The organism is Amycolatopsis sp. NPDC089917 (genome assembly GCF_040684635.1).
Lineage (GTDB): Bacteria > Actinomycetota > Actinomycetes > Mycobacteriales > Pseudonocardiaceae > Amycolatopsis.
Map to the genome: position 1 here is coordinate 33,663 of NZ_JBFBGL010000011.1, position 26,257 is coordinate 59,919.

24 protein-coding genes are annotated in these 26,257 nt (G+C 68.5%); 15 read left to right on the forward strand and 9 right to left on the reverse strand.

From position 1 onward, the window contains the following. Positions 1 to 29 precede the first annotated feature (29 nt). The 3 genes from AB0N89_RS10775 to AB0N89_RS10785 all read right to left on the reverse strand — a co-directional run bounded on the left by AB0N89_RS10775 (position 30) and on the right by AB0N89_RS10785 (position 3,171). Positions 30 to 734, reverse strand: a complete 705-nt coding sequence (locus AB0N89_RS10775; protein ID WP_364202925.1) for a TetR/AcrR family transcriptional regulator — start codon at positions 732 to 734, stop codon at positions 30 to 32. A 107-nt stretch (positions 735 to 841) separates the two neighbouring features. Next, on the reverse strand, positions 842 to 1,780 hold the full coding sequence (locus AB0N89_RS10780; protein WP_364202928.1) for a ferulic acid esterase: 939 nt from the start codon (positions 1,778 to 1,780) through the stop codon (positions 842 to 844). 149 nt (positions 1,781 to 1,929) lie between these two features. Next, entirely contained in the window at positions 1,930 to 3,171 is a 1,242-nt protein-coding gene (locus AB0N89_RS10785) for a glycoside hydrolase family 3 N-terminal domain-containing protein (protein ID WP_364202931.1), read from the reverse strand. Positions 3,172 to 3,423: 252 nt separating this feature from the next. Here AB0N89_RS10785 and AB0N89_RS10790 point away from each other — a divergent pair, with 252 nt between their 5' ends. The 3 genes from AB0N89_RS10790 to AB0N89_RS10800 are packed head-to-tail and all read left to right on the forward strand — an operon-like array spanning position 3,424 to position 4,870. Further along, the gene (locus AB0N89_RS10790) at positions 3,424 to 3,774 is read left to right on the forward strand and encodes a metalloregulator ArsR/SmtB family transcription factor (protein ID WP_364202933.1); all 351 of its coding nucleotides are present in this window, start codon (positions 3,424 to 3,426) and stop codon (positions 3,772 to 3,774) included. A 29-nt stretch (positions 3,775 to 3,803) separates the two neighbouring features. Continuing rightward, the gene (locus AB0N89_RS10795) at positions 3,804 to 4,289 is read left to right on the forward strand and encodes an SRPBCC family protein (protein ID WP_364202935.1); all 486 of its coding nucleotides are present in this window, start codon (positions 3,804 to 3,806) and stop codon (positions 4,287 to 4,289) included. 5 nt (positions 4,290 to 4,294) lie between these two features. Continuing rightward, positions 4,295 to 4,870 carry a TIGR03086 family metal-binding protein gene (locus AB0N89_RS10800; protein WP_364202937.1) on the forward strand — a complete coding sequence of 192 codons (576 nt, stop codon included), beginning with the start codon at positions 4,295 to 4,297 and terminating at the stop codon, positions 4,868 to 4,870. A 6-nt stretch (positions 4,871 to 4,876) separates the two neighbouring features. On the opposite strand, the gene AB0N89_RS10805 is transcribed toward AB0N89_RS10800, so the two are convergent. Then, positions 4,877 to 5,290, reverse strand: coding sequence for a MerR family transcriptional regulator (locus AB0N89_RS10805; RefSeq protein ID WP_364202939.1), 414 nt, complete (start codon positions 5,288 to 5,290; stop codon positions 4,877 to 4,879). Positions 5,291 to 5,357: 67 nt separating this feature from the next. Between AB0N89_RS10805 and AB0N89_RS10810 the strand changes: the two genes are divergently transcribed. Both AB0N89_RS10810 and AB0N89_RS10815 read left to right on the forward strand, forming a co-directional pair. Beyond that, positions 5,358 to 6,452 carry an alkene reductase gene (locus AB0N89_RS10810; protein WP_364202942.1) on the forward strand — a complete coding sequence of 365 codons (1,095 nt, stop codon included), beginning with the start codon at positions 5,358 to 5,360 and terminating at the stop codon, positions 6,450 to 6,452. A 28-nt stretch (positions 6,453 to 6,480) separates the two neighbouring features. Beyond that, a complete protein-coding gene (locus AB0N89_RS10815; protein ID WP_364202945.1) occupies positions 6,481 to 7,806 on the forward strand; it encodes an amidase family protein in 1,326 nt (441 codons plus the stop codon). A gap of 84 nt (positions 7,807 to 7,890) precedes the next feature. On the opposite strand, the gene AB0N89_RS10820 is transcribed toward AB0N89_RS10815, so the two are convergent. The 4 genes from AB0N89_RS10820 to AB0N89_RS10835 form a co-directional block, all read right to left on the reverse strand. Further along, positions 7,891 to 8,997, reverse strand: a complete 1,107-nt coding sequence (locus AB0N89_RS10820) for a cell division protein DivIVA (protein ID WP_364202948.1) — start codon at positions 8,995 to 8,997, stop codon at positions 7,891 to 7,893. A gap of 118 nt (positions 8,998 to 9,115) precedes the next feature. Continuing rightward, complete coding sequence (locus tag AB0N89_RS10825; protein WP_364202951.1) at positions 9,116 to 11,107, reverse strand: SDR family oxidoreductase; 1,992 nt, start codon at positions 11,105 to 11,107, stop codon at positions 9,116 to 9,118. A gap of 100 nt (positions 11,108 to 11,207) precedes the next feature. Further along, positions 11,208 to 11,894 (reverse strand): class F sortase, encoded by a 687-nt coding sequence (locus AB0N89_RS10830; protein WP_364202954.1) that lies wholly within the window; start codon positions 11,892 to 11,894, stop codon positions 11,208 to 11,210. Positions 11,895 to 11,907: 13 nt separating this feature from the next. Beyond that, positions 11,908 to 13,377, reverse strand: coding sequence for a SpaA isopeptide-forming pilin-related protein (locus AB0N89_RS10835; RefSeq protein ID WP_364202956.1), 1,470 nt, complete (start codon positions 13,375 to 13,377; stop codon positions 11,908 to 11,910). A gap of 313 nt (positions 13,378 to 13,690) precedes the next feature. On the opposite strand from AB0N89_RS10835, the gene AB0N89_RS10840 reads away from it, so the two are divergent. The 5 genes from AB0N89_RS10840 to AB0N89_RS10860 all read left to right on the forward strand — a co-directional run bounded on the left by AB0N89_RS10840 (position 13,691) and on the right by AB0N89_RS10860 (position 19,046). Continuing rightward, positions 13,691 to 14,527 carry a Bax inhibitor-1/YccA family protein gene (locus tag AB0N89_RS10840; RefSeq protein WP_364202959.1) on the forward strand — a complete coding sequence of 279 codons (837 nt, stop codon included), beginning with the start codon at positions 13,691 to 13,693 and terminating at the stop codon, positions 14,525 to 14,527. A gap of 73 nt (positions 14,528 to 14,600) precedes the next feature. After that, positions 14,601 to 15,134, forward strand: coding sequence for a hypothetical protein (locus tag AB0N89_RS10845; RefSeq protein ID WP_364202962.1), 534 nt, complete (start codon positions 14,601 to 14,603; stop codon positions 15,132 to 15,134). 144 nt (positions 15,135 to 15,278) lie between these two features. Next, on the forward strand, positions 15,279 to 15,842 hold the full coding sequence (locus AB0N89_RS10850; protein WP_364202965.1) for a hypothetical protein: 564 nt from the start codon (positions 15,279 to 15,281) through the stop codon (positions 15,840 to 15,842). 175 nt (positions 15,843 to 16,017) lie between these two features. Then, positions 16,018 to 17,286, forward strand: a complete 1,269-nt coding sequence (locus AB0N89_RS10855) for a YeeE/YedE family protein (protein ID WP_364202968.1) — start codon at positions 16,018 to 16,020, stop codon at positions 17,284 to 17,286. 224 nt (positions 17,287 to 17,510) lie between these two features. Beyond that, positions 17,511 to 19,046: a DHA2 family efflux MFS transporter permease subunit gene (locus tag AB0N89_RS10860; protein ID WP_364202971.1), complete on the forward strand. Its 1,536-nt coding sequence runs from the start codon at positions 17,511 to 17,513 to the stop codon at positions 19,044 to 19,046. Between the two features lie 127 nt (positions 19,047 to 19,173). Here AB0N89_RS10860 and AB0N89_RS10865 read toward each other — a convergent pair whose 3' ends face one another. Further along, a complete protein-coding gene (locus tag AB0N89_RS10865; protein WP_364202974.1) occupies positions 19,174 to 20,394 on the reverse strand; it encodes an acetyl-CoA C-acetyltransferase in 1,221 nt (406 codons plus the stop codon). A gap of 195 nt (positions 20,395 to 20,589) precedes the next feature. Between AB0N89_RS10865 and AB0N89_RS10870 the strand changes: the two genes are divergently transcribed. From AB0N89_RS10870 to AB0N89_RS10890, 5 genes are all read left to right on the forward strand, one after another. Then, entirely contained in the window at positions 20,590 to 21,960 is a 1,371-nt protein-coding gene (locus tag AB0N89_RS10870) for a cystathionine beta-synthase (protein ID WP_364202977.1), read from the forward strand. Positions 21,961 to 22,193: 233 nt separating this feature from the next. Then, entirely contained in the window at positions 22,194 to 23,603 is a 1,410-nt protein-coding gene (locus tag AB0N89_RS10875; protein ID WP_364202980.1) for a hypothetical protein, read from the forward strand. A gap of 152 nt (positions 23,604 to 23,755) precedes the next feature. Beyond that, positions 23,756 to 24,304 carry a hypothetical protein gene (locus tag AB0N89_RS10880; RefSeq protein WP_364202983.1) on the forward strand — a complete coding sequence of 183 codons (549 nt, stop codon included), beginning with the start codon at positions 23,756 to 23,758 and terminating at the stop codon, positions 24,302 to 24,304. 40 nt (positions 24,305 to 24,344) lie between these two features. Beyond that, positions 24,345 to 24,953 (forward strand): hypothetical protein, encoded by a 609-nt coding sequence (locus tag AB0N89_RS10885; protein WP_364202986.1) that lies wholly within the window; start codon positions 24,345 to 24,347, stop codon positions 24,951 to 24,953. Between the two features lie 51 nt (positions 24,954 to 25,004). Next, complete coding sequence (locus AB0N89_RS10890) at positions 25,005 to 26,162, forward strand: cystathionine gamma-synthase (RefSeq protein ID WP_093937894.1); 1,158 nt, start codon at positions 25,005 to 25,007, stop codon at positions 26,160 to 26,162. Positions 26,163 to 26,257: the final 95 nt, after the last annotated feature.

Below are 26,257 nucleotides of genomic sequence, written 5' to 3' on the forward strand. Positions count from 1 at the left end.
CCCTTCTTCTCGTGGTGGAGGAGCTCGGATCACGCAGACTCCTCGGCACCGTCCTTTCGGTAGATCCAGGCGTCATAGGACGAGATCAGGTCCCGGAACGCTTCGATCACTTCGGCCGCGGCGCCGGCCAGATTCGCCGTGGACGGTGGCTCCGGCGGCTCGTACGCCGTCCGGATGATGTGCGCGAGAGCGTCGGCCTTCGCCTCGGGTGTGAGGCCGGTGCCGTCGGTGGTGAAGCTGTCCATCAGGTAGAACCCCAGCGCCGAGGCGCGCAGGGAATAGAGCAGATTCGGGATGTCGTCGCGCAACAGACCCCGGTCGGTCATCGTCTTCAGATACCGCTCGGTGACGACGGCGTCCTGATCCTGCAAAGGATGTTTCTTCAACCGGCCCAGCAGTTCGGTGTTGCCGGTGATGAGCGCGCCGAGCAACGGATTGCGCTGGGTGAACAGGAACGCGGCCCGCTGGAACCGATGCGGGACCACTTCCGCCGGATCCTCTTCCAGCAGATCGAGAAGATTCGCGGCGGCCCGGAGGGATTCGCGCAGGAGCAACGCGTGGAAGAGGTTTTCCTTGGTGGGCCAGTGCAGGTAGACCGTGCCCTTCCCGATGCCCGCCTGACTCGCGATGTCCTCGATGGTCACCTTGCGATAGCCCAGCCGCGACAGCAGGACGCCGGCCGCGTCGAGGATGCGATCGGCGCGACCGGCGGTGCGGTCCGGACGTTCTGCCACATGCGCTCCCAGTCTCTGACTTCATGACCAGATTTGCTTATCTGGTCATCCGGTCAGTTCGACGGTAGCGCCGTGGGGACGGGTCCGGCAAGGAAATCGACGGGTTCTTAACGCAGACGGTGGGCCAGCAGGAACTTCCAGATGACCGGCGTCGCGTCGATGACGGTCGGAGTGGCGGAGTCGTTGTTCGGTGCCGTGCTCGGCCAGACGTGCCCGGCACCTTCGACCCGGTAGTGCTGGAGTGAGCAACCGAGCCAGCGCTGGACCGTGACGCCGGCCTTCGGCGAGTACTCGATCGGGCGAGAGAAACAGCCGTTCCGGTCCGCCCACCCGGCGAGCCAGTCCGGCAGCGTCGGCAGGCCCTTCGCCGGGTTCCCGGTGTAGGGAATCGTCGTGTCGGCCGTTCCGTGGAAGTCGAGAATCGGAGCGGGCCGAGACGGGTGGCACTCGCCGCCCTGCGGGTAGAACGCGCCGGCGACCGGGGCGAACGCCGCGATCCGGCCCGGCATCCGGCAGGCGAGCACGCCGACGAATCCGCCGCCGTTCGACTTGCCCGTCGCGTAGATCCGGCGGGAGTCGACGCACAGTTCCCGCTGAAGTGTGTTCAGCAGATCGCTGGTGAAGAGCACGTCGTCGGCGGCCGCCGAGTACGGCGCGCCGGTCCAGGCCGATTCGCCGTCGGTGCCGACCAGACCTTGCGGGTAGACGGAAATCGCGTCATACGCGGAAAACCCGGATAACTCCTCCTGATACTGCGACGTCCGCTTGTGTCCGTGGAACGACAACACCAGCGGGTACGGCCGTGATGGCTGGTAGCGAGCGGGAACGTGCACCGTGTACTCGCGGACCAGACCACCGGAGGTCAAAGTCCGCAGCGTCGTCGTCCCGGCGGGAACCGGGGACGGACGACCGCAGCCGGTGGTCCGCACCGGTTGATCGATCGGTGACGGCGCGGCCGAAGCCGCGGGTACGGCGAGCAGGCTCAAGCCGACAGCGGCGGCGACCGCCAGCGCGAGACGGCGCAGGTGTTTCGTGGGACCAGGCACGCGATCCTCCTTGATCGGGCGGCGGGGCGGTGATCAGGGTCACCCTCGGCTCGAGCCTGGTCAGCATTGTGTTCATTGAGTTTTCGGACCGCTTGTTCCTTCACCCCGTCGGGCGGTCAGTCCGACCGCCTCGCCGGGCCCGCCGTCGATCAGCCGCAGGCCCGTTTCGCCGTGAGCACCCGGGTCAAGGCCTCATCGACTCGCGCGGCCGGGAGATCGCCGGACGCAAGCGCTTGCTCCAGCGTGGCCAGCACCGTGCCGACGTTGCCTCCGGAGGACCACAACGCCTGATCCGCTCCCGCCTGCAAGGCCTTGAGCACCGCCGTCGGCAGCGGATACTGCGACGTGATCGCCTTCATCGCCCCGAGATCGTCGGTGATCACCGGGCCGTCGAACGCGTAGTCCTTCCGAAGCAGTCGGTACGCCGGCGCCGCCAGGGTGGACGGCGTACCGCCGGTCAGGTCGGGCACGTCCAGATGTCCGACCATCACGCCGACCTCGCCGTACTCGTCGAGGTCGCGGTACGGCACCAGGTCGACCTTCCGCAGTGAGGCCAGCGGCGGCGTCCGAACCAGCCCCTTGTGGGAGTCCCCGGTGGCGTGCCCGTGTCCGGGGAAGTGTTTCAGCACCGGCTGCACCCCGGCGTCCCGCAGACCCTGCGCGAACGCCAGGACGTACTTTCGCGCGACTTCCGGGTCTGCACCGAACGACCGGTCACCGACGATGTCGCGATCCGGCTGGTCGGTGATGTCGGCGTCGGGCGCGTAGTCCACGGTAACGCCACGAGCCCGCATCTGCCGACCTCGTTCGGCGGCCTTCGCCCGCACCTGCGCCGGTGTCATGGTCTTGGCCATCTTCCGGGCACTGGGCATATCGCCGTCGAGGGCGTCGATCCGCTGGACGCGGCCGCCTTCCTCGTCGATCGCCACCGACACCGGCACCTTCGCGGCCTTCTGTACCTCGTCCAGCGCGCGGTTCTGCAGCAGGGCCGTCTCGTTGCCGCCGAGGAAGATCCCGCCGACCTGTTGATCGCGCACCAGCTTCACCGCGGCTTGCGGGTCACCGGCGTTCACGCCGACCACCACCAGCTGGGCCAGCCGCTGCCGGGGGCTCATCCCGGCGATGACTGCCTCGCAGCCCGGATTCGGGGAGCGCTCCGCCCTCGGTGACGGCGAGGGTGCGGGGGCGCTGGAACTCGGCGGGCTCGAAGCGGTGCTGCTCCGCGGTGGGGGCGTGGTGCCCGCGGGCTGTGCCGATCCGGTTTCTTCGGTCGTCGTACCGCATTGCACGCTGGTGAGCAGTACGGTGGCCGCTCCCAGGATGACGGCCAACCATCGCTTCGTCGTCTTCGGTCGCCCGGAGTTCATCGGCTCGTTTCGTTCGTCGTCCATGCCGATATCGACGGTAACCCCAGTTGCCCTTTAGTACGCGATCGCGTGCCCTTTTGCGCGTGCCCGCATCTGTCGGACCTCGGCCTCACCTCCTTTCTCTCCCGTGTTTCCGCTGGTCGGACTTGACAGGCTGATCCGATGCAGTCTACATTACCACATGGTTATGGAACCACAAGGTTATCCACGGTCCTGACAGGCGCCGATGACCGGACGTGAGAACTCGAACTCGTGAGAACCGAAAGGCGGGCGACCGTGACACAGGATCTGCTCGACGTCACCTTCGCCGCGCTCGCCGACCCCACTCGTCGCGCGATCCTCGCGCGGCTGACGCGCGGCGAGGCCACGGTGACGGAGCTGGCCGAGCCGTTCGCGATGAGCCAGCCCGCCATCTCCAAACATCTGAAGGTGCTGGAGCGGGCCGGGCTGGTGGTGAGGGGACGTGATGCCCAACGCCGTCCCTGCCGGCTGGTGGCCGAGCCGCTGAAGGACGCCACCGAATGGCTCGGTGGGTACCGCCGCTACTGGGACGAGACCTTCTCTCAGCTGGACCTCGTCCTCGAAGGAGAACTGCGACACCCGGAGAGCCGGGACGACACCGACTGACCGCCGCAGGGGCGGAAAGGAGCAAAACGATGGGACACAGTCTCAGCGTGACGAAATCCGGCGATCTCGAGATCGTCATGACGAGGTCCTTCGACGCGCCGAGGGCGCTGGTGTTCGACGCGTGGACCAAACCGGAACTGGTACGCCGCTGGTTCGGCCCGCACGACTGGGAGGTCGTCGAGTGCGAGATCGACCTGCGGGTCGGCGGCAGATGGCGCTATCGGATGCGCCACAGCGACGGGGGCGAAATGGTGCTGCGGGGCGTCTACCAGGAGATTAGCCGTCCGGAAAGGCTCGTTTCCCGCGAGACGAACGAGGACTGCGAGGCCTCGGACGGTGAGGCACTGGCGACCCTGACGCTGGCCGAGCACGGCGGGGTCACCACGCTCACCCAGGTGGTGCGGTACGGCTCGAAACGGATCCGGGACGCCGTGCTCGAATCCGGGATGGAGCGGGGAGTCGGCGAGGGCTTCGAGAAGCTGGCCGAGGCCGTGGCCGTCCCGGCGAGGGCGTGAGCTCGATGAACGCCATCGCGGACCGTTATCGCGTCCGGGCCGACGCCTTCGAGAGCAAGGTCGCCGCCGTCGGAGCCGGGCAATGGGAGAACAGGTCGCCGTGCGAGGAGTGGAACGCCAGGGATGTCGTCGGGCACATCGTCGACATGCACGGCGTGATCCTCCGCCCTCTCGGACGTGAATCGGGGACGGCGCCTTCGCTGAAGGAAGACCCGCTCGGTGCCTTCCGGGCGGCTCGGGCCGATGTCGAAGCCGTCCTCGCCGATCCGGTGCTCATGGCCACGGACCACGAGACACCGGCGGGGAAGATGACCGTCGAACAGCACATCGACCAGGTCGTCAGTGCCGACATGGTCGTCCATGGCTGGGACCTCGCCCGTGCCACCGGTCAGGACGACACGATCGATCCGGAGGAGGTCGCCCGGATGTGGCCCGGGGCCCAGGAGATCCCCGAACAGATGAGGATTCCCGGTGCTTTCGGGCCCGGCATCGTCGTCTTCGGACCCGAGGTGAAGGTGCCCGAAGACGCGCCCTTGCAGGACAGGCTGCTCGGGCTGCTGGGCCGAGACCCGGACGCCTGATCCGGGTCAGACGTGGATCCCCCGGTGCCGCCGGACAGGCCGGGAAGGAACCGGTACCTCCGCGGTGTCGGTCCCCTTGGCCGCGGCCAGGACGCGCTCCAGAACCGACAGAGAGGTGGTGAGCAAGGAGATCTGGTTCTGGATCCGAGTCTTGGCGACTTCCAGTTCGCCGGCCAGCCCCGGTGATGGCACCAAATGCGTGTGGTCCCCGGAAACACAGGGAAGGAGCTCCGCGATCTTGCCGCTGCACAATCCGGCCGAATAGAAGAGCTGGATCTGCAGAACGCGGGCGATGTCGTCTTCGGTGAAGGTCCGGTAGCCGTTGCCGCGTCGATCGGGACGCAGCAGGCCTTCCGTTTCGTAGTACCGCAACGAACGGACGCTCACCCCGGTCCGTTCCGCCAGTTCGCCGATCCGCATGAGTCCACAGTAGCCGCAGGAACCGAGATTGACCGTGACGCCGGTGTCAGGGTTTAGCTTCGCGTCCATGAGGTTGCTCGAAGCATTCCGCGGCAGCGCGATCCGGCTGCCGAACCGCATCGCGATGGCCCCGATGACCAGGGGGCGTGCCGATGACTCGACAGGTGTGCCACATCCGAGGACAGCCGAGTACTACGCGCAGCGCGCGAGCGCCGGCTTGATCGTGAGCGAAGGCGTCTGGGTCAGCCGGACCGGTAAGAGTGGCCCTGGGATTCCAGGGTTGGTGACAGAGCGGCAGACCGAGGCCTGGCGGGCGGTGACGGACGCCGTGCACGAGAACGGCGGCAGGATCTTCGCGCAGCTGTGGCACGCGGGCAGGGTCAGCCATCACGGGGTGACGGGCCGGACGCCGGTGGCGCCATCGGCGGTCCGTCAGGCCGGGCGAATTTTCACAGCCGAAGGCTGGACGGACACGGTCGAGCCCCGTGCGCTCGGAGAGGAAGAGATCGGCGAGGTCGTCCAGGACTTCGCCGCGGCGGCACGCCGGGCCGCCGAAGCAGGGTTCGACGGCGTGGAACTCCACGGTGCCAACGGGTACCTCATCCAGGAGTTCCTCGCTCGTAACACCAATCGCAGGGAGGACAGGTACGGCGGTTCCGTCGCCGCCCGGCTCGCCTTCCCTCTCGAAGTGGTGGCGGCCGTGGTCGAACAGATCGGCGCGGCCAGGGTCGCTTTGCGGATCTCGCCGGGCAACCCGGAGAACGACATCGTGGAAGACGATTGGAAGGAGGTGTACTCACGACTGCTCGTGGAACTACGCCGGTACGAGCTCGCGTACCTGCACGTCATCGACACTCCCGAGGTCGAGGCGCTGTCCCACCTGCGGCCGTTGTGGCCAGGGACGCTGATCGCGAACCTGCGTTCCGAGGAACCGACCTCTCAGGAGGAGGGTGAGTCCTTGATCGAATCCGGGCTGGCCGATGTGGTCGCTTTCGGCAGGTTGTTCATCGCGAACCCGGACCTGTCCGCCCGATTCGCGCTCCACGCCCCGCTTGCCCGAGCGGGCCACGACGTCTACTACGGCGCTCGGCTCGACGGCTACACCGACTTCCCGGCGTTCGAATCGGACTCGGCGAAGTTCGCCTGTTCGGCGCGCAGCTGATCTTCGCCGCCCGCTCTACAGTGCGGGAATGGTCAAGACGGCAGTGGAAATCGCGGCGGCTGTGCGCGCGAAGGAGCTCGACCCGGTCGAGGTGACGCGTGAGGCGTTGTCCCGGATCGCGGCCGCGGACGGAGTGGTCGGGGCGTTCCGCCGGGTCAGGGCGGAGGAGGCGCTCGCCGAGGCCGCCGCCGTCGCCGAACGCGCGGACCTGGCAGACCTGCCCCTGGCCGGTGTGCCGGTCGCGGTCAAGGACGTCGCGTCCGTCGAAGGCGAGTACGCCTCGTGGGGATCGCGTGCGGGCTCGTCGCAACCGTCCACAGAGGATGGTGAGATAGCGCGGCGGCTGCGCGCGGCCGGCGCGGTGATCGTCGGCCTGACCCGGGTGCCGGAGCTGTGCATCTGGCCGTCGAGCGACGATCCGGATGGGACGGCGCGCAACCCGCGCAATCCGTCCTATGCCGCGGGCGGTTCGTCGGGTGGGAGTGCCGCGGCCGTCGCGGCCGGACTGGTGCCCATCGCGCACGGTACGGACGGTTTGGGCTCGATCCGGCTGCCGTCCGCGATGTGCGGGATCGTCGGTCTCAAACCGGGCAAGGGCGTGGTCAGCGTACCGGGAGAGAACGGCTGGTTCGGCCTGTCCACGCACGGTCCGATGACGACCACCGTGGCCGACGCGGCCGTGCTGATGTCCGTCCTCGCCGAACAGCCCGGCCTGGCCGACCTCACCGACCCGAAGCGGTCTCGCATCGCTCTGTCCACTCAGGTCCCGTTGACCAGGGCGCCGCTTCCACGCGCTTTCAAACAGGCCGTCGCGCAGGCCGGAGACCTGTTCCGGGCGGCCGGGCACACTGCCGCGCCTGGAACGCCCCGGTACAACGCCGGTGCGATCGGCGGCCTGCTCGCGCGCTGGGTCGCGGGCCCGGCCGAACAAGCGGCTGAGTTCGATCTCGCCGCACTTCAGCCTCGGACGCGCACACACGTCAGGCTCGGGCGGCTGATGGCCAAGCGGGTCCGGGAGAGCACCCGGGAGCGTTGGCTGGCGCGTGCCGAAGAGTTCTTCGCCGACCACGACGTCCTGGTCACGCCCGTGATCGCGACTCTCCCGCTCAAGGCGCGCAGGTGGCACGAAAGCCGGTGGATCGCCAACGTGCTGCCGTCGGTGAGGGTGGCGGGTTTCGCCGGTCTGTGGAATCTCGCGGGCTATCCGGCGATGTCGGTGCCGGTAGGCGTGCACCCCTCGGGCATTCCCGCGTGCGTTCAGCTCGTCGCCGCACCCGGTGGGGAAGCGCTCCTCCTCGGCCTCGCCGCCCAGCTCGAAGCGGCCAATCCCTGGCCCCGCACCACCGTCTCCTGACAACGTCCGAAAGAGAGCAAGGGACCTTTGCTATCGCTCTCCAGAAGAGAGTGACAGCAAAGGTCCCTTGCTACTTCTCGCTGGTCAGGAGCCGGTTTTGGCCGGTGAGGGCTTCTGGCCGTTCGCCTTGGGGCCGTTCTGCTCGCCCTGTCCGTTCTTCGGCGCAGCGGCGGCAGGCGCCGAAGAAGCGGGCTTGACCGACGCCGGAGCGGCGGCCTTCGACGCGGGCTGCTCGGCGGGCTTGGCCGCGGGCTTCGTCTCCTCGGCCTTGCTGTCGCCGCCGACGAGCTTCGAGGCGTGCGGGATCACCGACTCCTCCGGCAGCGCCGCGAGCATCGCTTCGCTGCCCTTCAGGACCTCGTCGGCCTGCAGCAGGCTCTTGCGGGCCTGCTCGCGGATCTCCGCCAGCCGCTCGACCTTCCGCTGGGCGGCGGTCGTGCGCTGGGCGGCCGTCGTCGTGGCCTCGTCGAGCCGACGCTTGGCTTCGGTCGTCGCTTCGTCGATACGGCGCTTGGCCTCCGCGGTGGCCTCCGCGATCCGGCGTTCGGCCTGGTTCTTGCTGGCCGTCTGCTGGTCGGCGATGTGCTTCTCGTGCGAAGCACGCTGGGCCGAAATCGTCGCGTCGAACTCGCGCTCGATCTTCCGGCGCTTGCGCTCGGCCTCGTTGTCCAGCAGTTCCCGGCGCTGGGCGGCCTCGACGGTCAGTCGCTGGACCTCGGCCCGGGTCTCGGCGAGCGCCGATTCGTGCTCGGAGTGCAGAGCGTCCGCTTGCTTGTCCAGCTCGGCGACAAGCCGGGTGTAGCGCTCACGGAGCTTCTTCGAGGCCTCGCTCGACGACGCCCAGTGCTTCTCGGCCGCGACCTCGGCACGCTTCGTGACCTCTTCCGCGCGCGCCTGCGCGAGCGTGACTGTGCGCTGCATCCGCTCGTCGAGGTCTTCGAGCCGCTCCGGCGGCTTCTTCAGCTCCTCGATCCTGGCGTTCAGCTTCGCCACCTCGTGGCGCACGGTTTCGAGTTCGCGTGTGGCCGAAGTCGCCTGCGCGATCGCGGCGTCGCGGTCGGTGATCACGCGATGCAGCTGGGCTTCGAGATGATCCAGATACTGGCGCACTTCGTTCCGGTCGAAGCCATGCCAGGCCTGGGTGTACTCGCGCCGCAGGGGCAACAGGCCGTTGTCTCGCTCGGGAACCATGGCCACGACGGTACCTGCGTACCCGGCGTCGCCGTGGCCAGGCTTGGTGATTCACCGACGTGTGTCGGCTCTCAGCCGCGTTCCCTCACCTGAACGGCCGCCACCCGTGTGCGCAGTGTCACCAATGGAAGCCGCGGCTGAGCCGGGCGAGGGCCATCGCCGCACGGGACAGATGCTGCTCGCCCTTGCCGATTTTGAGCCCGCCGCCGCCACCCGCGGCCGCGGAGTCCGGGAACACGCGGAATCCTTGGTAGGCCACGGCATCCGTGAGTCCCGGGGTGAGCGTGTACGCGAGCCCGATCGCCTGCCCGGCGGGTGTGCCGATGTGCTTCGGACGCTCCTTCAGCGCCTTCATCACCATGTCCGCGGCTTGATCCGGGGATTTCGTCGGGAACGCGTCGTAGATCTTCGTGGGCCGGATCATCGGTGTGCGCACGAGTGGCATGTGGATGGTCGTGAAGGTGATCCCGTCACCGTGGGTTTCGGTCGCGGCGATCCGGGAGAAATAGTCCAAGGCGGCCTTCGACGCCGCGTACGCCGAAAAGCGCGGCGCGATTCCCTGTACGCCGATCGACGACACGTTGACGATATGCCCGAATTTCCGCTCGGACATATGCGGCAGGACCGCGAGGATCAGCCGCACCGCGCCGAAGTAGTTGATCGCCATCGCGCGTTCGTAGTCGTGGAACCGGTCGTACGACAGTTTTATCGACCGGCGGATGGACCGGCCGGCGTTGTTCACGAGCATGTCGATCCGGCCGTGCTCGGCGAGCATCGCGTCGACGGCCTTGTGCACGGAGTCCTCGTCGGTCAGGTCGGCCGGGTACACCGACGCCGTGCCGCCCGCGGCGATGATCTCGTCCCGTACCTCTTCGAGCTCGTGCTGCCGTCGTGCCACGAGCAGCGGCACCCCGCCGACGGCCGCGACCTTGATCGCGGTCGCCCGGCCGATGCCCGAGGACGCGCCGGTGATGATCACGCGACGCCCGTCCAGCTCGCCGCGAGGGCCGTGCTTGCGGGCCCGGAACGGGTCCAGGTGCTCACGCCAGTAGCGCCACAGAGTGGGCGCGTAGTCCTCGATCCGCGGCACCTCGACGCCCGAGCCGATGAGGGCCTTGCGCGTCGACGCCGACGAGAACACCGAGGGGAAGGCCATGGTCTCCAGCAGCACCGGCGGGATGCCGAGCCGCTCCATCACGGCGTCGCGCGCGATCGTGAAGCCGGGGATGTGCTCGCTCAGCTTCACCAGGTTGACGATGCCCTTGGACACGCGCTCGTTGAGCTGCACGGAGATCGTCGGCGCGCCCGCCGCCTTCGCGAAGGCGTTGTAGACCGAGACGACCGGCTGAGGCTCCGGGTTGACCAGGTGGAACGCGCGTCCATCGAGGCCCTTCGTGGTGATCAGGGCGTTCAGCGACTCCGCGACGTAGTCGACCGGGACGACGTTGGTGTCGCCGAGGTCGGGGCCGACGATCGGCACGTCGGGCAGCCCGGCCAGCCTGCTGATCGCGGGGAACAGGTAGTACGGCCCGTCGATCTTGTCCATCTCGCCGGTCTCGGAGTTCCCGACGACGACCGCGGGCCGGTACACCCGCCACGGCACGTCGTGCTGCTCGCGCACGAGGCGCTCCGCTTCGAACTTCGTCCGGTGGTACGGCGTGACGAGCCGCTGGCCGACGTCGAACATCTCCTCGGTGAACATGCCCTCGTGGTCACCGGCGACGGCGACCGAGGACACGTGGTGCAGGCAGCCCGCGTTCAGCTCGGCGGCGAGCGCGATCACCTGCGCGGTGCCTTCGACGTTGGCCTTGATGCTGGCCTCGTCGTCGGCGGTGAGGTCGTAAAGGGCGGCGAGGTGCACGACGTGATCGACACCGCGAAGCTTCTCCCGGTCCTCCTCGCCGACGCCGAGCAGAGGTTCGCCGAGATCACCGGTGACGAGGATGACGCGTTCCGGATGCGGCCACGCGTTCACGAGCTTCGCCAGTTTGTCCCTAGAGGACGCGCGGACGACGAGCGCGACCTCGTCGACGTCCTCCCTGGCGAGCAGCAGCCGGGTGAACTGGCGCCCGATCAGTCCGGTCGCCCCGGTCACCAGAAAAGTCGCCATTTGCCTCACCCTTCACCGTGCTCGCCCGCGTCCACAGGCATTCTGCTGCATCATCACGGTGAGGACCACCGTCGCGTCCCGTGAAGTTACTCACGGGTAACTAGGCGGGGTCGGCGATGACCACGCGATTCTCGGCGTAGCCGGTCTCCCCGCCGACCCAGCGGCCGCCGCAGGTGACGAGGACTATCCGATGTGGACCGGACTGGCCGAACAGCTCGTCCGCCCGCTGCGGCAGTTCGTTCTTCTTCAGCGTGATCAGCTGGGAAACCTTGTACTGCCAGGATTTCCCGGCCTTATCGACCACGGTGACGGTGCCGCCGACGCGCTCGGTCCACAGTTCCGCGAACGGACCCGTCGCGCCCTTCCAGTTCACGTGCCCGGCGAAGACGCTCGCCCCGGTCGCCGAACTCAGCTCGGCGCCCCACCACGTGACCTCGCCCAGGTTCTCCGGCACCGGTAGCTCCGCGCCTGCCCCGAGTTCCTTGCGGATCAGCTTCGCGCCTCCGCCGGCGGGCAGCCTGATCGTCCCGGGACCTTGCGGTTTCGGCGCCTCGGGCGGCTTCGACGAGGGCGGCGGAGCGGCCGTCGGCGTCGTGGGGACGATCTCCGGCGGAGGCGGGACCTCCTGCTGCGCGGGCGCGGCGGGGGAGCCGCCCGCGACGGCGACGGAGACGGGCTTGGCCGTCCCCATCACCACGGTCGTCGGCGGCCAGAGGATCAAGGCCGCGACGAGGTCCGCGCACAGGACCGTGACGGCTCCCAGCGCGAACCCGCGTCGTACTGACATTCCCGAAACCTCTTTAGCGTCGCGAGGACCGCCGCGCGGCCACGCCCACCATCACGGAACCGAGCAGCGCGAGCGCGCCGACGCCGAGGATCCCGGCGGTCGACGCCGTGTTCTCGACGGTGCCCTGCATCATCGCCACCGGCCGGTCGCCGGCGGGGATGGTGCGCGGTACCTCGTTGGGCGTGTTGGCGACCTTGAGCGCCAGCGTCTCACCCGGCTTGACCTCGCCGCAGGCGGACGGCGGATTCTTCGGGTCGAACGCGTTGGTGTAGCCCGGCGGCGCGTTGACCTCGATCACGCAGATCTCCTGCGGGGTCCGCAGGTTCTCGACGGTGACCGTCCCGTTCTCGCCTTCGGTGGTGACGACGGCGGGCTTGCCGTCGGCGCCGTTGAGCGGCTTGCCGTCCTGGCCGAGGGCGGCGGCGGACTTGTCCTTGGCGGTGATCCGCAGCGCGGCGCCCGCGATGCCCTTGCCGGTCTTCGCGTCGACCTTGGTCACCTGGACCTTGCCCGGCTTCGAGACGACCGCGACACCTTGGGCCTTCAGTTCCTTCTCGCCGCCGGTCGAGACGACCTTCTGCACACCGGTCTCGACCGGGAACTGCACGTACGGCCGGTCCGCGGGCGCCGAAAGGGAGCTGGCCAGCTTCGGCTGGTCACCGGTCGGCGTGACCTTGACCGTGACGGTGCCGTCCTCGCCCGTCTTCACCGTGGTGGCCTTCTCGGCCTTGGCGTTCGAGGTCGACGCGGGCTTGGTGCTGTCACCTTCGTCGACAGTCGCGTTCGTCGGCGTGAGCTGCACGGGCACCCCGGAGACGCCCTTGCCCTTGGCGTTCTTGACGCTGATCGTCCACTCGTCCGCGGTGCCGATGTGCTGGTCTTCCTTCGGCGGCGCGATCGAGGTGGTCCAAGGACCCCGGTTGGCCTCGGCGTCCTTGGTCAGCTTCTCGACGGCCGCGGCGGCGTCGGGCTTCTGCGCCTTCAGCTTGTCGAGGTGGCCTTGGACGTCGTAGCCGATCTTGTCGGGGCCGAGTTCCGGATTAAGGTCGGCGTCGGAGCGCGGCTTGGACGTCCACGAGTGCAGCAGGTGCGCGAGCGCCGCCGCCTCGGCGTTGTCCTGGGTGCCGCCGTAGCGCAGGAGCAGGTAGGAGATGTTGGCCGCGGTGTCCTCGGGGAGCTTCGCGCCCCACTTGTCGAGGAGTTCGTCACCGGGCTGGTACTTCTCGTTCGTGTCCGGCGCCTTCAGCTGAAAGGAGACGCAGAACACGTGCTTGCCGTTGACGACGTACGAGCCGAGCCAGTCCCGGTCTCTGGGTTTGCCGCTGACCGTCTGGCCGGGCGTCACCTCGTAGCCGACGCCTTCTTTCTTCTCGGCCAAGGCCGGTGTCGCCGCGACGGTGGCGGACAAGGCGCCGAGCAGGCACGTCGCGATCAGGCTGGTCAAGGCGCGCGAACGCACGCTCGGGCGTGTGGTCCACCCCATGGTGTGTTGACTCCTTTGGCCGTGCTCCGCCCCGACGCATTTACGTCGACGCAGGCCACACGATCGATAGGTTCCCCGACACGCCTTCGGTGAGTATCCGAACACGCAACGTGCAGAGTGTCCTGTGATCAGCGGTTTTGGCAATAGGGCATCAGGTGGGGTATCGGTGAACGGTCGTGATCTCCACCGCATACGGTGTGGGGGATGGGCCTCGCGTCGAATGTGAGTAAAGTCGTCTTTACTTCGACGGGAACCGGGCGGCCCCCGCGGTCGTTGAACCCGATGCAGGTGCCAGTAGATCCAGGAGGATCAGGTGCGATCCAGTAGCAACCCGGCGTTCCGGAACCTGCCGCGCGGCGCGGCGGAGTACGGACCCAACGTAGGCTTTAACCAATCCCAGGGCGGCGTGCCCGGCTACGGCCCCCCGCAGACCTCCGCCGGCGCCGCCGACCGTCCGATGACCGTCGACGACGTCGTCATCAAGACCGCGCTGAGCCTCGGCACCGCGCTGGTGACCGGCGTGCTCACCGCGATCTGGGCGATCAGCCAGATCCCGGTTTCGGCGTCCGGCAAGATCACCGCCATCCCGGGCGCCGTCATCGGACTGCTCGTCGGCGGCATGATCGTCGGCCTCGTGATCTCGCTCGTGATCATCTTCAAGCAGAAGCCGAGCGGCCCGCTCACGCTCGCGTACTCGGCTGCCGAGGGTGTCTTCCTCGGTGCGATCAGCGGTCTGTTCGAAGCGCTCTACCCGGGGATCGCGATCCAGGCGATCATCGGTACCGCGGGTGTGTTCATCGCGATGCTGGTCGTCTACAAGACCGGTGCGGTCAAGGTCACCCCGAAGCTGACCAAGTGGATCATCGGCGCCGTCGTCGGCGTCGCGATCCTGATGCTGGTCAACCTCATCACCAGCTTCTTCGGCTTCAACCCGCTGCGTGACGGCGGGCCGATCGCGATCATCTTCAGCCTCGTGGTGATCGGTGTCGCGGCGTTCAGCTTCCTGCTCGACTTCGACCAGGCCGACCGGATGATCCGCGAAGGCATGCCGTCGAAGTGGGCGTGGTTCGCCGCCTTCGGCCTGATGACCACGCTGGTCTGGCTGTACCTCGAGATCCTGCGACTGCTGTCGTACTTCCAAAACGATTGACGCGGGTTCTCCGCGGAAGGGCGCTCCGAGCTGTCGGGGCGCCCTTTTCCGTTCCCGTGAATACTCTGGCCCCATGACCGAGCACAGCGGCGAACCCGCCAGGCCGAGGCGATCCAAGTGGTTCTGGGTGGGCATCCTGGTGCCGGTCGCGATCGTGGTGCTCAGCGCGTCGTCGTGGATCGTCGGGTACCTCTCGAACACCGACGACGTCCAGGTGGGCGACTGCTATGCGATCACCACGTTCGGCGACGTCGATTCGGATCCGGCCAAGGCCGACTGCGGTTCGATCGAGGCCAACGCGAAGGCGGGAGCGAAGATCGACGCCGGCGCCACGTGCCCGGCGGGCGAATACGACCAGCTCGTCGTCGACAAGACGTTCGCCTCGTACAAGCTCTGCATGATGATCAACGCGAAGCAGGGCGACTGCCTCGAGAACTTCCTCGCGGACAGCGTGGCGTACCAGAAGGTCGACTGCTCGGACCCGACGAAGGACGCGGAGGTCCTGAAGGTGGTCGACAGTGTCGCGACCTGTGACGACACCGAAGCGACTCATCTCAAGAGTTACTCGACGCCGCCGTCGACGGTCTGCGTCAAGAGCACCAAATAGCGTCCTCGACCAGGGTGTTTCACCCGTTCGGGGGGTCGGTTCAGGTGGCCGATCACGTTCAGTGTTTGATACCGGGGTTCTCGTTCCTCTTCACACCTGTGAGGTTTCTCGGTGACCACTTCCCAGCCGGCCCCTGGGGGCCAAATGCCGGTTGGACAGCCCGACGCCTTCGGTCCGCCGCCCGGCGGTCAGCCGATGGCGCCCAAGCGCTCCAAGATCGGTTGGCTGCGCTTCGTCATCCCGGTGCTCGTCGTCGTGATCGGCGGCGGCTTGTTCCTTTTCAACCACTTCACCGGGACGGGCAGCGCCCAGGCGGGCGACTGCTTGAGCGTGACCGAGTTCTCGAGGACGGCCGACGACCCGAAGAAGATCGATTGCGGCGCGCCGGAGGCGAACGTCAAGATCGGCGCTCGCGTCGCGGGCGACGAGTCCTGCCCCGAAGGCAACTACGACACCATCTCGATGACCGGCCGGATGTCGTACAAGCTGTGCCTGATCGTCAACGTCAAGCAGGGCGACTGCCTCAAGGGCTTCAACTCCGACACCGCCGGCTACCAGAAGGTGTCCTGCACCGACCCCGCCAAGGACGCGGAAATGGTGAAGGTCGACGGTGTCGCGGACAAGGCGACCTGTGAGGGCACCGAAGCGACGAAGGTGGCGGTGTACTCGACGCCGCCGACGACGCTCTGCATCAAGACGGCGGACTAAGTCTCAAGCGCGGGCCTTCACGCGTGTCGGGGGAGCAAGGGACCTTTGGTGTCGCCGCCGCCATCCGGCCGTGTGCGAGCCGCCGTTCGTCGCACAGTGTGGGACGGGCTGCGATCGGGCGGTCACCGGTCCTAACGTTGCTCGTCCCCAACCCGCCGATCGATCTGGAGTCCTGGTGGCGACGACAGAAACCCGAGCCGATGAGAAGAAACTCCTCGACTTCCCGACCTCCTGCGCCGCCCCGGTCCCGCAACCGGAAGAGCCGGTCAAGATCGTGCCGCTGGCCGTCGCGGGGGTCCTCGCTGTCGGCCTGACCTGGTACGTCTGGGCGGCGCACGGGGCGAAGTTCGGGGTCCTGCTCATCCTCGGCCTGCTCCTCGGACTTGCGCTCTTCCACTCCCGTTTCGGTTTCACCTCGGCCTGGCGCCAGCTGATCGCCGTCGGCAACGGCCAGGGCCTGCGGGCGCACACGCTGCTGCTCGGCACGGCCGCGACGTTGATCGCGCTGATCGTCGGCACGGGATCCGGCCTGTTCGGCAGCACACCGAATCCGACGGCGGGCGGGCTGGGACTCGCGCTCTTCGTCGGCGCGACGATCTTCGCCATCGGCATGCAGTTGGGCGGCGCGTGCGCTTCGGGAACGCTGTTCGCGGTCGGCTCCGGGCAGTCGACGATCGTGCTGACGCTCGGCGGGTTCATCACCGGCTCGGTCCTCTACACGTGGGCGTATCCGCTGCTTTCGGGCTGGCCCGAGTTCAAGGGGATCCTGCTCGCCGACCACGTCGGCTGGTTCGGTTCGTGGGCGATCACCGTCGCCGTCCTCACCGCGATCGTGCTGGGCACCCGGTTCGTGCAGAAGCGCCGTAACCCGCCGCCGGTCGACGTCGTCCCGACCGCGCGCGGCTTCGCCCGGATCTACCGCGGTTCCTGGCCGATCCTCGTCGGCGCCGTCGTCCTCGGGGTGCTCGCGGGCGCGGTGTTCCTGGTGTCCGGCGGGATCTGGGGGGTCACGAGCGCGTTCAGCCTGTGGGGCGCCAAGATCCTTCAGGTGTTCGGCCTGCACCCTGAAACCTGGGAGTTCTGGCGGCTCAAGGCGAACGCGGCCTCGCTGGCCGGGCCGATCTGGAAGGACAAGAACAGCCTCACCGACATCGGCATCATGATCGGCGCGGGGGTCGCGGCCGCGGCGGCGGGCGCCTGGAAGATCCACAGCTCGATCCCGTGGCGGACCGCTCTCGCCGCGGTGCTCGGCGGGATCCTGATGGGCGTCGGCGCCCGGATGGCCGGTGGCTGCAACATCGGCGCCTACCTCGGCGGCATCTCGGTCGGCAGCCTGCACGGCTGGTTGTGGGGCGTCTTCGCGCTCGGCGGCACCTGGATCGGGCTCAAGCTGCGTCCGCTGTTCGGGCTCGGCAACCCGGCCCCGACGGACAGCGTCTGCTGATCACTTTTCGTGACATTTCGTACGCGGGCTTGCCCTATCGGCCCGCATACGGGGAAAAAGTTGGCAGGTAAAACCCGTGTTCGGCTACCCTCGGCTACATATCCGAGTTTGCGCCTTGATGCACAAGCTCGGTTGGGGAAGGCCCGGCGTGCGCCGGGTGTCGATTCCGTAGCCGCGACCACGGGGGTTGTCGCGTCCACTCAGCATCAGGGGACGGATTTTTCATGTCAACGCAAAGCCCGGCCGCACCGGGCGGCGACAAACTCGACGCGGGCGTGCTCAAGGTCGCCGGTGTCGTGATCCTCGGCGCGATCATGGCGATCCTCGACACGACGGTCGTCAACGTCGCGCTCCAGAAACTGACCATCGAGTTCCAGACGTCGTTCGACACCATCCAGTGGATCGCGACCGGCTACATGCTGGCGCTGGCCACGGTCATCCCGGTCACCGGCTGGGCTTCGGACCGGTTCGGCACCAAACGGCTCTACATGACCGCGATCGGGCTGTTCCTGATCGGATCGATGCTCGCCGGCATGGCCTGGGACGTCGAATCGCTGATCGTCTTCCGGGTCCTGCAGGGCTTCGGCGGCGGCATGCTGATGCCCGCCGGCATGACGATCCTGACCAGGGCCGCGGGGCCGCACCGGATCGGGCGCGTGATGGGCGTGCTCGGGGTGCCGATGCTGCTCGGCCCGATCGGCGGCCCGATCCTCGGCGGCTGGCTGGTCGACGCGGTGAGCTGGCGCTGGATCTTCTACATCAACGTGCCGATCGGCCTGATCACCATGGCGCTGGCCTGGCGGGTGCTGCCGAAGGACCGGCCGGAGCCCAGTGAGCGGTTCGACTTCGTCGGCATGCTGATGGTCTCGCCGGGTCTGGCGGCGCTGATCTTCGGCGTCTCGAACATCCCGGCGGCCGGCGGTGTCGGCGCGGTGGACGTCTGGCTGCCCGCGCTGGCCGGGATCGCGTTGCTGGTGGCGTTCGTGTTCCGGGCGAACCGGGTCACGAACCCGCTTCTCGACCTGAAACTGTTCAAGAACCGGTCGTTCTCCGTCGCGATGGTGACGATGACCTTCTTCTGCGTCGCGTTCTTCGGCGCGATGCTGCTCCTGCCGACGTACTTCGTGCTGGCGCGCGGTGAATCGGCGATGAACGCCGGTCTGCTGCTCGCCCCGCAGGGGTTCGGCGCGATGCTGACCATGCCGATCGCGGGCAGGTTCGCGGACAAGATCGGCGCGCGGAAGATCGTGCTGCCCGGTCTCGTGCTGATGCTCGCCGGGTTGATCGCCTTCACCCAGATCACCGCGGCGACGCCGTACTGGCTGCTGCTTTCGGCGCTGTTCGTGATGGGCCTCGGCATGGGCGCGACGATGATGCCGATCACCTCGGCCGCGTTGCAGACGCTCAAGTCGCAGGACATGGCCAAGGCGTCGACGGCGACGAACATCCTGCAGCAGACCGCGGGGGCGATCGGTTCGGCGGTGCTGTCGATCATCCTGGCGGCGTTGCTGGCCGGGAAGTTCGGCGTGCCGACCGCGCAGGGGCAGCTGGCCGCGACCGCCGCGGTGATGAACCCGGCGACCCGCGAAACGGCCGCGGGGCTGACCGCGGACGCGTTCTCGACGACGTTCCTGTGGTCGATGATCCTGCTCGCGCTGTGCCTGATCCCGGCGGCGTTCCTGCCGAAGACCAAACCGGCCCTGCCCGAGGGCGTGGCCGACGGCGAGGTCGCGGCGGCCCCGCCGATCATGACCCACTAGGCCCGGAGAAGAAGCAAGGGACCTTTGCTCACGTCAGTTAGCGTGCTAACGAACGTGAGCAAAGGTCCCTTGCTCTCTTTCGAGGTGACCGAGAGGTCTCCCAAAGGGCGCTCAGCGCCCGACGAGACTAGGACAAGCGCTCCAGCACCATCGCCATGCCCTGGCCGCCGCCGACGCACATCGTCTCGAGGCCGAACTGCTTGTCGTGGTGGCGCAGCGAGTTGATCAGCGTCGAGGTGATCCGCGCGCCGGTCATGCCGAACGGGTGGCCGACGGCGATCGCGCCGCCGTTGACGTTCAGCTTGTCGAGGTCGATCCCGAGGTCCTTGTACGACGGGATGACCTGCGCGGCGAACGCCTCGTTGATCTCGACGAGGTCGATGTCGCCGACCGACATCCCGGCGCGCGCCAGCGCCTGCTTCGACGCCTCCACCGGGCCGTAGCCCATGATCTCCGGCGACAGCCCGGAAACACCGGTCGACACGACGCGGGCGAGCGGCGTGAGGCCGAGTTCCTTCGCCTTGGTGTCGGACATGATGACCACCGCGGCGGCGCCGTCGTTGAGCGGGCAGCAGTTGCCCGCGGTGATCCGGCCGTCGGGACGGAAGACCGGCTTGAGACCGGAGACGCCTTCGAGGGTGACACCGGCGCGCGGGCCGTCGTCCTTCGAGACCACGGTGCCGTCCGGCAGGGTGACCGGCGTGATGTCCTTGGCCCAGAAGCCGTCCGCGATGGCCTTCTCGGCGAGGTTCTGCGACCGGACGCCGAACTCGTCCATCTCCTCACGCGACACGTTCTTCAGCCGCGCGAGGTTCTCGGCGGTCTGGCCCATCGCGATGTAGACGTCGGGAAGCGCGCCGTTCTCACGCGGGTCGGTCCAGCCGTCGGCGCCCTCGGCCGCCACCTGCGCGGTCCGGGCCTCGGCGTCGGCGAACAGCGGGTTGTGCGTGTTCGGCCAGGAATCCGAGCTGCCGTTGGCGAAGCGGGAGACGGTCTCGACACCGGCGGAGATGAACACGTCGCCTTCGCCCGCCTTGATCGCGTGCAGCGCCATGCGGGTGGTCTGGAGGCTGGAGGAGCAGTACCGCGTGATCGTGCAGCCGGGCAGGTGGTCGTAGCCGAGTTCGACGGCGACCGCGCGGCCCATGTTGAAGCCCTGCTCGCCACCGGGGAGACCACAGCCCAGCATGAGGTCTTCGATCTGCGCCGGGTCGAGCTCGGGAACCTTGTCGAGCGCGGCGCGGACCATCTGCGCGGCGAGGTCGTCGGGGCGGATGCTCACCAGCGATCCCTTGCCGGCGCGGCCGATCGGGGATCGGGCGGTGGAGACGATGACGGCTTCGGGCATGGAACGACACTCCCTTGTTCTCGATCCAGACACGCGCTAAGCGGTTGCTCAGCCCGCATCCTCCACCGGTGAGAGGTGCGGGTCAAAGGCGAACGCGATCCACGCCACTCTTTTCGACGACACCGCCCGGCGGGGACCCGTGACCCCGCCCGGTTGAGTGGACACATCGCGACCTGCGGCGTTTAGGCTGTCTCCGTGGAATACGTCGAGCACATCGTGGACCTCGTGGGCAACACCCCTCTGGTCAAGCTGAACGCACTGGCGGAGGGGCTGCAACCGCTCATCCTGGCCAAGGTCGAGTACGTCAACCCCGGCGGAAGCGTCAAGGACCGCATCGCGCTGCGGATGATCGAAGCCGCGGAGCGTTCCGGCGAGCTGAAGCCCGGCGGCACCATCGTCGAGCCGACCTCCGGGAACACCGGTGTCGGACTGGCCATGGTGGCGCAGCGCAAGGGCTACAAATGCGTGTTCGTCTGCCCGGACAAGGTCAGCGAGGACAAGCGCAACGTGCTCAAGGCCTACGGCGCCCGGGTCGTGGTCTGCCCGACCGCGGTCGCGCCGGAGCACCCGGACTCCTACTACAACGTCTCCGATCGCCTCGTGCGCGAGATCGAGGGCGCCTGGAAGCCGAACCAGTACGCCAACCCGGAGAACCCGGCCAGCCACTACCACTCGACCGGCCCGGAACTCTGGCGCCAGACCGAGGGCAAGATCACGCATTTCGTCGCGGGCGTCGGCACCGGCGGCACCATCTCGGGCACCGGCAAGTACCTCAAGGAGGTCAGCGACGGCCGCGTCCAGGTCGTCGGCGCGGACCCCGAGGGTTCGGTGTACTCCGGCGGGACCGGGCGGCCGTACCTCGTCGAGGGCGTCGGTGAGGACTTCTGGCCGGAGACCTACGACCGGGACGTCGCCGACCAGATCATCGCGGTGTCGGATGCGCACTCCTTCGACATCACCCGCCGCCTCGCGCTCGAAGAGGGGCTGCTCGTCGGCGGCTCGTGCGGCATGGCCGTCGCCGCCGCGCTCAAGCTCGCCGAGGGACTCGGCCCGGACGACGTCGTCGTCGTGCTCCTGCCCGACGGCGGCCGCGGCTACCTCACCAAGGTGTTCAACGACAGCTGGATGTCCTCCTACGGCTTCCTGCCGCCGGACTCCAGCGGCGCCACCGTCGGCGACGTCCTGATGAAGAAGAGCGGTTCGCTGCCCAACCTGGTGCACAGCCACCCGAACGAGACCGTCGCCGAAGCGGTGGCGATCCTCTCCGAGTTCGGCGTCAGCCAGATGCCCGTCGTCAGCGCGGAACCTCCGGTCATGGCGGCCGAGGTCGTCGGCGCGGTCAACGAACGCGATCTGCTCGAAGCCCTCTTCACCGGCAAGGCACAGCTGGCCGACCGGCTGGAGCAGCACATGTCGCCGCCGCTGCCGACCATCGGCGCCGGTGAGCAGGTGGGTTCGGCGATGAACGCGCTCTCGGGCGCGGACGGCGCGTTGGTGCTGGTCGACGGCAAGCCGGCGGGTGTCGTCACCCGGCACGACCTGCTCGCGTTTCTCGCGGGACGGTAAAGAGGCATTTCATCGGCTGGTCGGGCCGGGGCGTTACGAGCGGCCCACCCGGCTATCCGATAGCGTGTCGGGTGAGTTGAACTTTTATGTCCTCGTCAAGGGGGTTCAAGACCCAAATGAGTGCTCCGCAGCCACCGAATCAGCCTTGGGGTGGCGCCCAGCCACCGCAGGGACCCCCGAGTGGCCCTCAGCCGCAGCAAGACAACCCGTTCGGTTCCCCGGAACCGACCCAGGTGGTGCAGCCCGGCCAGCCGCCGGCCCAGCCCGACTACGGGCAACCGCAGTACGGGCAGCCCTCCTATGAGCAGCCCCAGGGTGGCGGGTTCGGCGACACGCCGGAGCCCACACAGGTCGTGCAGCCGGTCCAGCCGGGTTCGGGCGACGCGAACGCGACCCAGGTCGTGCAGCCGGTGAGCTCGGGCGTGGAGTCGCCCACCGCCGAGTCCACCCAGCTCGTGCCGCCGGGCTCGCAGCCGCCCGCCATCCCGTACGCTCCGCCGCCGAGCGCGGCCGACAACCCCGCCGCCGGTGCCTACGGCGCGCAGGGTGGCGGCTTCGGTCAGCAGCAGGGCTTCGGCGGTCCCCCGCAGGGCGGGTTCGACCCGTCGCAGGGGCAGCAGCCCGGTTTCGGCCAGCCGCAGCAGGGCTTCGGCGGACCGCCCCAGGGCGGTTTCGGCCAGCAGCCCGGTTTCGGCGGACCGCAGGGGTACAGCCCCGCTCCCGCCGGTGGCGGCGGCGGGAACCCGATGTTCGGCTTCATCGCCGGTGGCGTCGTGGCGCTGCTCGGCCTGATCGCCTTGATCGTCTCGTTCGTCTACTTCGGTGACGCCAGCGACTACTCGAAGGTCTTCGACGGCGCCCCGAACCAGGAGCAGATCGACAAGTTCCTGGACGAGGCCGGTGTGGCCGGTCCGGGCGCGACCTGGTTCTACGTGATCATGCTTCTGGTCGGATCGCTCGTCGCGCTCGCCGGTGGTGTCGGGCTCGCCCTCGCGGGCAAGCTCCAGGGCGCGGTCAAGAAGATCGCCCCGATCGTCGTCGCGGCCGGTGGCGCGCTCCTCGCGCTGTTCGGCCTGCTTCTGCTCATCGGCTCGACCCCGTCGGCGGACTTCGTGGCGAAGCTGCCGTCTTACGCGAAGGAAGGCGCCGGTATCGGCGGCGGCCTGCTGCACCTGCTTCTCGGCATCGTGATCCTGATCGTCGGTGTGCTGGGCCTGATCCCGGCGACCGCGCAGTTCGTCGGTCTCGGTGGCGGCGGCTCGGTCCTCGGCGCGCCGCAGGGCGGCCAGCCCGGTGGTTTCGGTGGCCCGCCGCAGGGTGGCTTCGGCCAGCCGGGGCAGCCTGGACAGCCGGGCCAGCCCGGTCCGTACGGCCAGCCGCAGCCGGGTCCCTACGGTCAGCCGGGTCCGGCCTCGGGTGGTTTCCCGCAGCCGGGTCAGCCCGGCGGTTTCGGGCAGCAGCCCGGCCAGCAGGGCCCGCCCAGTGGCGGGTTCGCCCAGCCGGGCCAGCCCCCGCAGGGTGGCTTCGGCCAGCCGCCGCAGCAGCCCGGTGGGTTCGGGCAGCAGCCCGGGCAGCCCGGCCCGCCCAGCGGTGGGTTCGGCCAGCCGGGGCAGCAGCCCGGTCAGCCCCCGCAGCAGTGGTGATTCGCCGCCACTGAACGGTTTCGCGCAGAACGCCCCCGGCCCGTCGGCCGGGGGCGTTCTGTTTTCGCCGGGGTCTGCCGAATCACCTGCCGTGGCCAGGTTCGCCGGGCTAGGGTGAGCGCCGTTAACCCACACCTGCCGATGGGGGCGACGTGAGCGGTCCGGACGGATATCCCGCACAGCCCGGACAGCCAGGATTCGGTTATCCCGCACCGCGGGCCCGGCCGACCGGGGCGACGGCGATCATCGCGGCGTTGCTCGGGCTCGTCGCCGCGGGCGCCGCCGGGTACCTCCCGATCTACTTCTTCCTCGAACTGCCGTCCGGGTTCAGCATCGGCGATCTGCCCGGTCTCGCGCTCACCGCGCTGGGGCTGTACCTGCTGGCCGCGCTGGTCCTGTTGGTCGGGTCGCTGTCGGCGTTCTTCCGCTCGGTCGCCGGCGCGGTGCTGCTGGTGCTCGGCTCCCTGCTGGTGATCACCGCCGTGCTGCTGGAACCGTTGGCGTTCAACGGTTCCTACGGTCTGTACTTCCGCGTGCAATTCGAGTTCGAGACGTTCGTCGCCATCGTGCGGGTGGTCATGTTCGCGGTCGTCCCGTTCACGCTGATCTTCGCGATCATCCCGCCGACACTGAAATACCTGCGCCGGCGGCCTTCGTCCGCCCAGCCTTTCCGGCCGCGGAACCAGGTTCCCGGCCGGTAGCGGAGCGGACAGACAAGCGAGAATTTCGACAGGGGGAGCCATGACGTTTCAGCAGTACCCGCCGCAGGGCGGATATCCGCCGCCCGGTGCCTACCCGCCGCCGGGGACGGCGCGGCGACCGAGCGGCGCCACGGGCATCATCGCCGGGATCTTCGCGATCCTCGGCGGGCTCTGGTTCCTCGCCGGAGCCGCCTTCCACGTCATCGAGCTCGTCGATTTCACCGTCGATTTCCTCATCATCGGCGCGGTGCTCGACTTCGTCACCGCGGCCTCGCTGCTGAGCGGCGGGATCCTGCTGCTCCTGCGCAAGGGTGCCGGGCGAGTACTCACCGCGATCGGAACCGGGGTCGCGATCGTCTGTGTGGCCCTGGCCTTCGTGCTGCGGGCGACCGGCGCGTTTTTCTTCTTCTCGTACAGCGGGGTGCTCCTGCACTTCGGTTTCGGCTGGCTTCTGATCCTGGTCCTGATCCCGGCGATCCCGACCCTCGTGCTCGCGCTGATCCCGCCGACGGGACGCTGGATCGCGGCCAAGAAGCAGTCCGTGAGCGCCGTGCCGCCGAACTTCGGATATCCGCCCGGGTATCCACCAGCCGGACACCCACCCGCCTCCGGGCCGCCGCAGCAGGCCCCGCCGCCCGGCCAGTGGTGAGTTCGATCCCAGACGATGGGATCTCGAGGGTGTGGTCGTACCCTGGACCGTATGGCCGACGACTACTCTCTGCTGGGCTTCGAGACACGCGCGATCCACGCCGGGCAGACCCCTGATCCCCGGACCGGCGCGGTCATCGTGCCGATCTACCAGACCTCGACTTACGCGCAGGACGGCGTCGGCGGAACGCGCGAAGGCGACTACGAGTACTCCCGCACCGCCAACCCCACGCGCACCGCGCTGGAGGTCGCGCTCGCGGCGCTCGAAGGCGCCCGGCACGGTCTGGCCTACGCGTCCGGGATGGCGGCCAGCGACGTCCTGCTGCGGGCGACCCTGCGGCCCGGTGACCACCTCGTGCTCGGCAACGACGCGTACGGCGGCACCTTCCGGCTGATCGACAAGGTGCTCAGCCTGTGGGGCGTCGAACACACGGTCGCCGACCTGGGGAACATCGCCGAGGTCCGCGCCGCGATCCGGCCGGAGACGAAGCTGATCTGGTGCGAGTCGCCGACGAACCCGATGCTGGGGATTGCCGACATCGCCGCGCTGGCCGAGGTCGCGCACGGCGCCGGCGCCCGCCTGGTCGTCGACAACACCTTCGCCACCCCGTACCTGCAGAACCCGCTTTCGCTGGGTGCCGACGTCGTCCTGCACTCGACGACCAAGTACCTCGGCGGGCATTCCGACGTCGTCGGCGGCGCGATCCTGACGAACGAGGACGAGCTCCGTGAGCAGCTGTTCTACCTGCGCAACGCGGCCGGCGCGGTGCCCGGCCCGTTCGACGCGTGGCTGACGCTGCGCGGGATCAAGACGCTCGCGCTGCGGATGGAGCGGCACAGCGACAACGCCGAACTGATCGCCCGGATGCTGCTGAAGCACCCGAAGGTCGAGCGCGTCTACTACCCGGGCCTGCCGGAACACCCCGGCCACGAGGTCGCTTCGAAGCAGATGCGGCGGTTCGGCGGGATGATCTCGTTCACCCATGTCGACGGCGAGCAGGCCGCGCTCGAGGTCGCGTCGAAGACGAAGCTGTTCATCCTCGCCGAGTCGCTCGGCGGGATCGAATCGCTCATCGAGCACCCGGGCCGGATGACCCACGCGAGCACCGCCGGGTCGACCCTGGAGGTGCCGGACAACCTGCTGCGCCTGTCCGTCGGCATCGAGGACGGCAGTGACCTGGTCGACGATCTGGCCAAGGCCCTGGGCTGACCGCCGCCCGGTCCAAGACGGGAGCAAGGGACCTTCGCTGTCGTTAGCGTACCCACGCTAACTAAATGACAGCAAAGGTCCCTTGCTTCGTTCGC

What these genes read in the sequence shown, in the direction of transcription:
- AB0N89_RS10785 (WP_364202931.1), bottom strand. Translation starts at nt 3,171, where the DNA reads ATGGACGACGAACGAAACGAGCCGATGAACTCCGGGCGACCGAAGACG.
- AB0N89_RS10795 (WP_364202935.1), top strand. Translation starts at nt 3,804, where the DNA reads ATGGGACACAGTCTCAGCGTGACGAAATCCGGCGATCTCGAGATCGTC.
- AB0N89_RS10800 (WP_364202937.1), top strand. Translation starts at nt 4,295, where the DNA reads ATGAACGCCATCGCGGACCGTTATCGCGTCCGGGCCGACGCCTTCGAG.
- AB0N89_RS10805 (WP_364202939.1), bottom strand. Translation starts at nt 5,290, where the DNA reads ATGCGGATCGGCGAACTGGCGGAACGGACCGGGGTGAGCGTCCGTTCG.
- AB0N89_RS10810 (WP_364202942.1), top strand. Translation starts at nt 5,358, where the DNA reads ATGAGGTTGCTCGAAGCATTCCGCGGCAGCGCGATCCGGCTGCCGAAC.
- AB0N89_RS10815 (WP_364202945.1), top strand. Translation starts at nt 6,481, where the DNA reads ATGGTCAAGACGGCAGTGGAAATCGCGGCGGCTGTGCGCGCGAAGGAG.
- AB0N89_RS10820 (WP_364202948.1), bottom strand. Translation starts at nt 8,997, where the DNA reads ATGGTTCCCGAGCGAGACAACGGCCTGTTGCCCCTGCGGCGCGAGTAC.
- AB0N89_RS10825 (WP_364202951.1), bottom strand. Translation starts at nt 11,107, where the DNA reads ATGGCGACTTTTCTGGTGACCGGGGCGACCGGACTGATCGGGCGCCAG.
- AB0N89_RS10830 (WP_364202954.1), bottom strand. Translation starts at nt 11,894, where the DNA reads ATGTCAGTACGACGCGGGTTCGCGCTGGGAGCCGTCACGGTCCTGTGC.
- AB0N89_RS10835 (WP_364202956.1), bottom strand. Translation starts at nt 13,377, where the DNA reads ATGGGGTGGACCACACGCCCGAGCGTGCGTTCGCGCGCCTTGACCAGC.
- AB0N89_RS10845 (WP_364202962.1), top strand. Translation starts at nt 14,601, where the DNA reads ATGACCGAGCACAGCGGCGAACCCGCCAGGCCGAGGCGATCCAAGTGG.
- AB0N89_RS10850 (WP_364202965.1), top strand. Translation starts at nt 15,279, where the DNA reads ATGCCGGTTGGACAGCCCGACGCCTTCGGTCCGCCGCCCGGCGGTCAG.
- AB0N89_RS10860 (WP_364202971.1), top strand. Translation starts at nt 17,511, where the DNA reads ATGTCAACGCAAAGCCCGGCCGCACCGGGCGGCGACAAACTCGACGCG.
- AB0N89_RS10865 (WP_364202974.1), bottom strand. Translation starts at nt 20,394, where the DNA reads ATGCCCGAAGCCGTCATCGTCTCCACCGCCCGATCCCCGATCGGCCGC.
- AB0N89_RS10885 (WP_364202986.1), top strand. Translation starts at nt 24,345, where the DNA reads ATGACGTTTCAGCAGTACCCGCCGCAGGGCGGATATCCGCCGCCCGGT.
- AB0N89_RS10890 (WP_093937894.1), top strand. Translation starts at nt 25,005, where the DNA reads ATGGCCGACGACTACTCTCTGCTGGGCTTCGAGACACGCGCGATCCAC.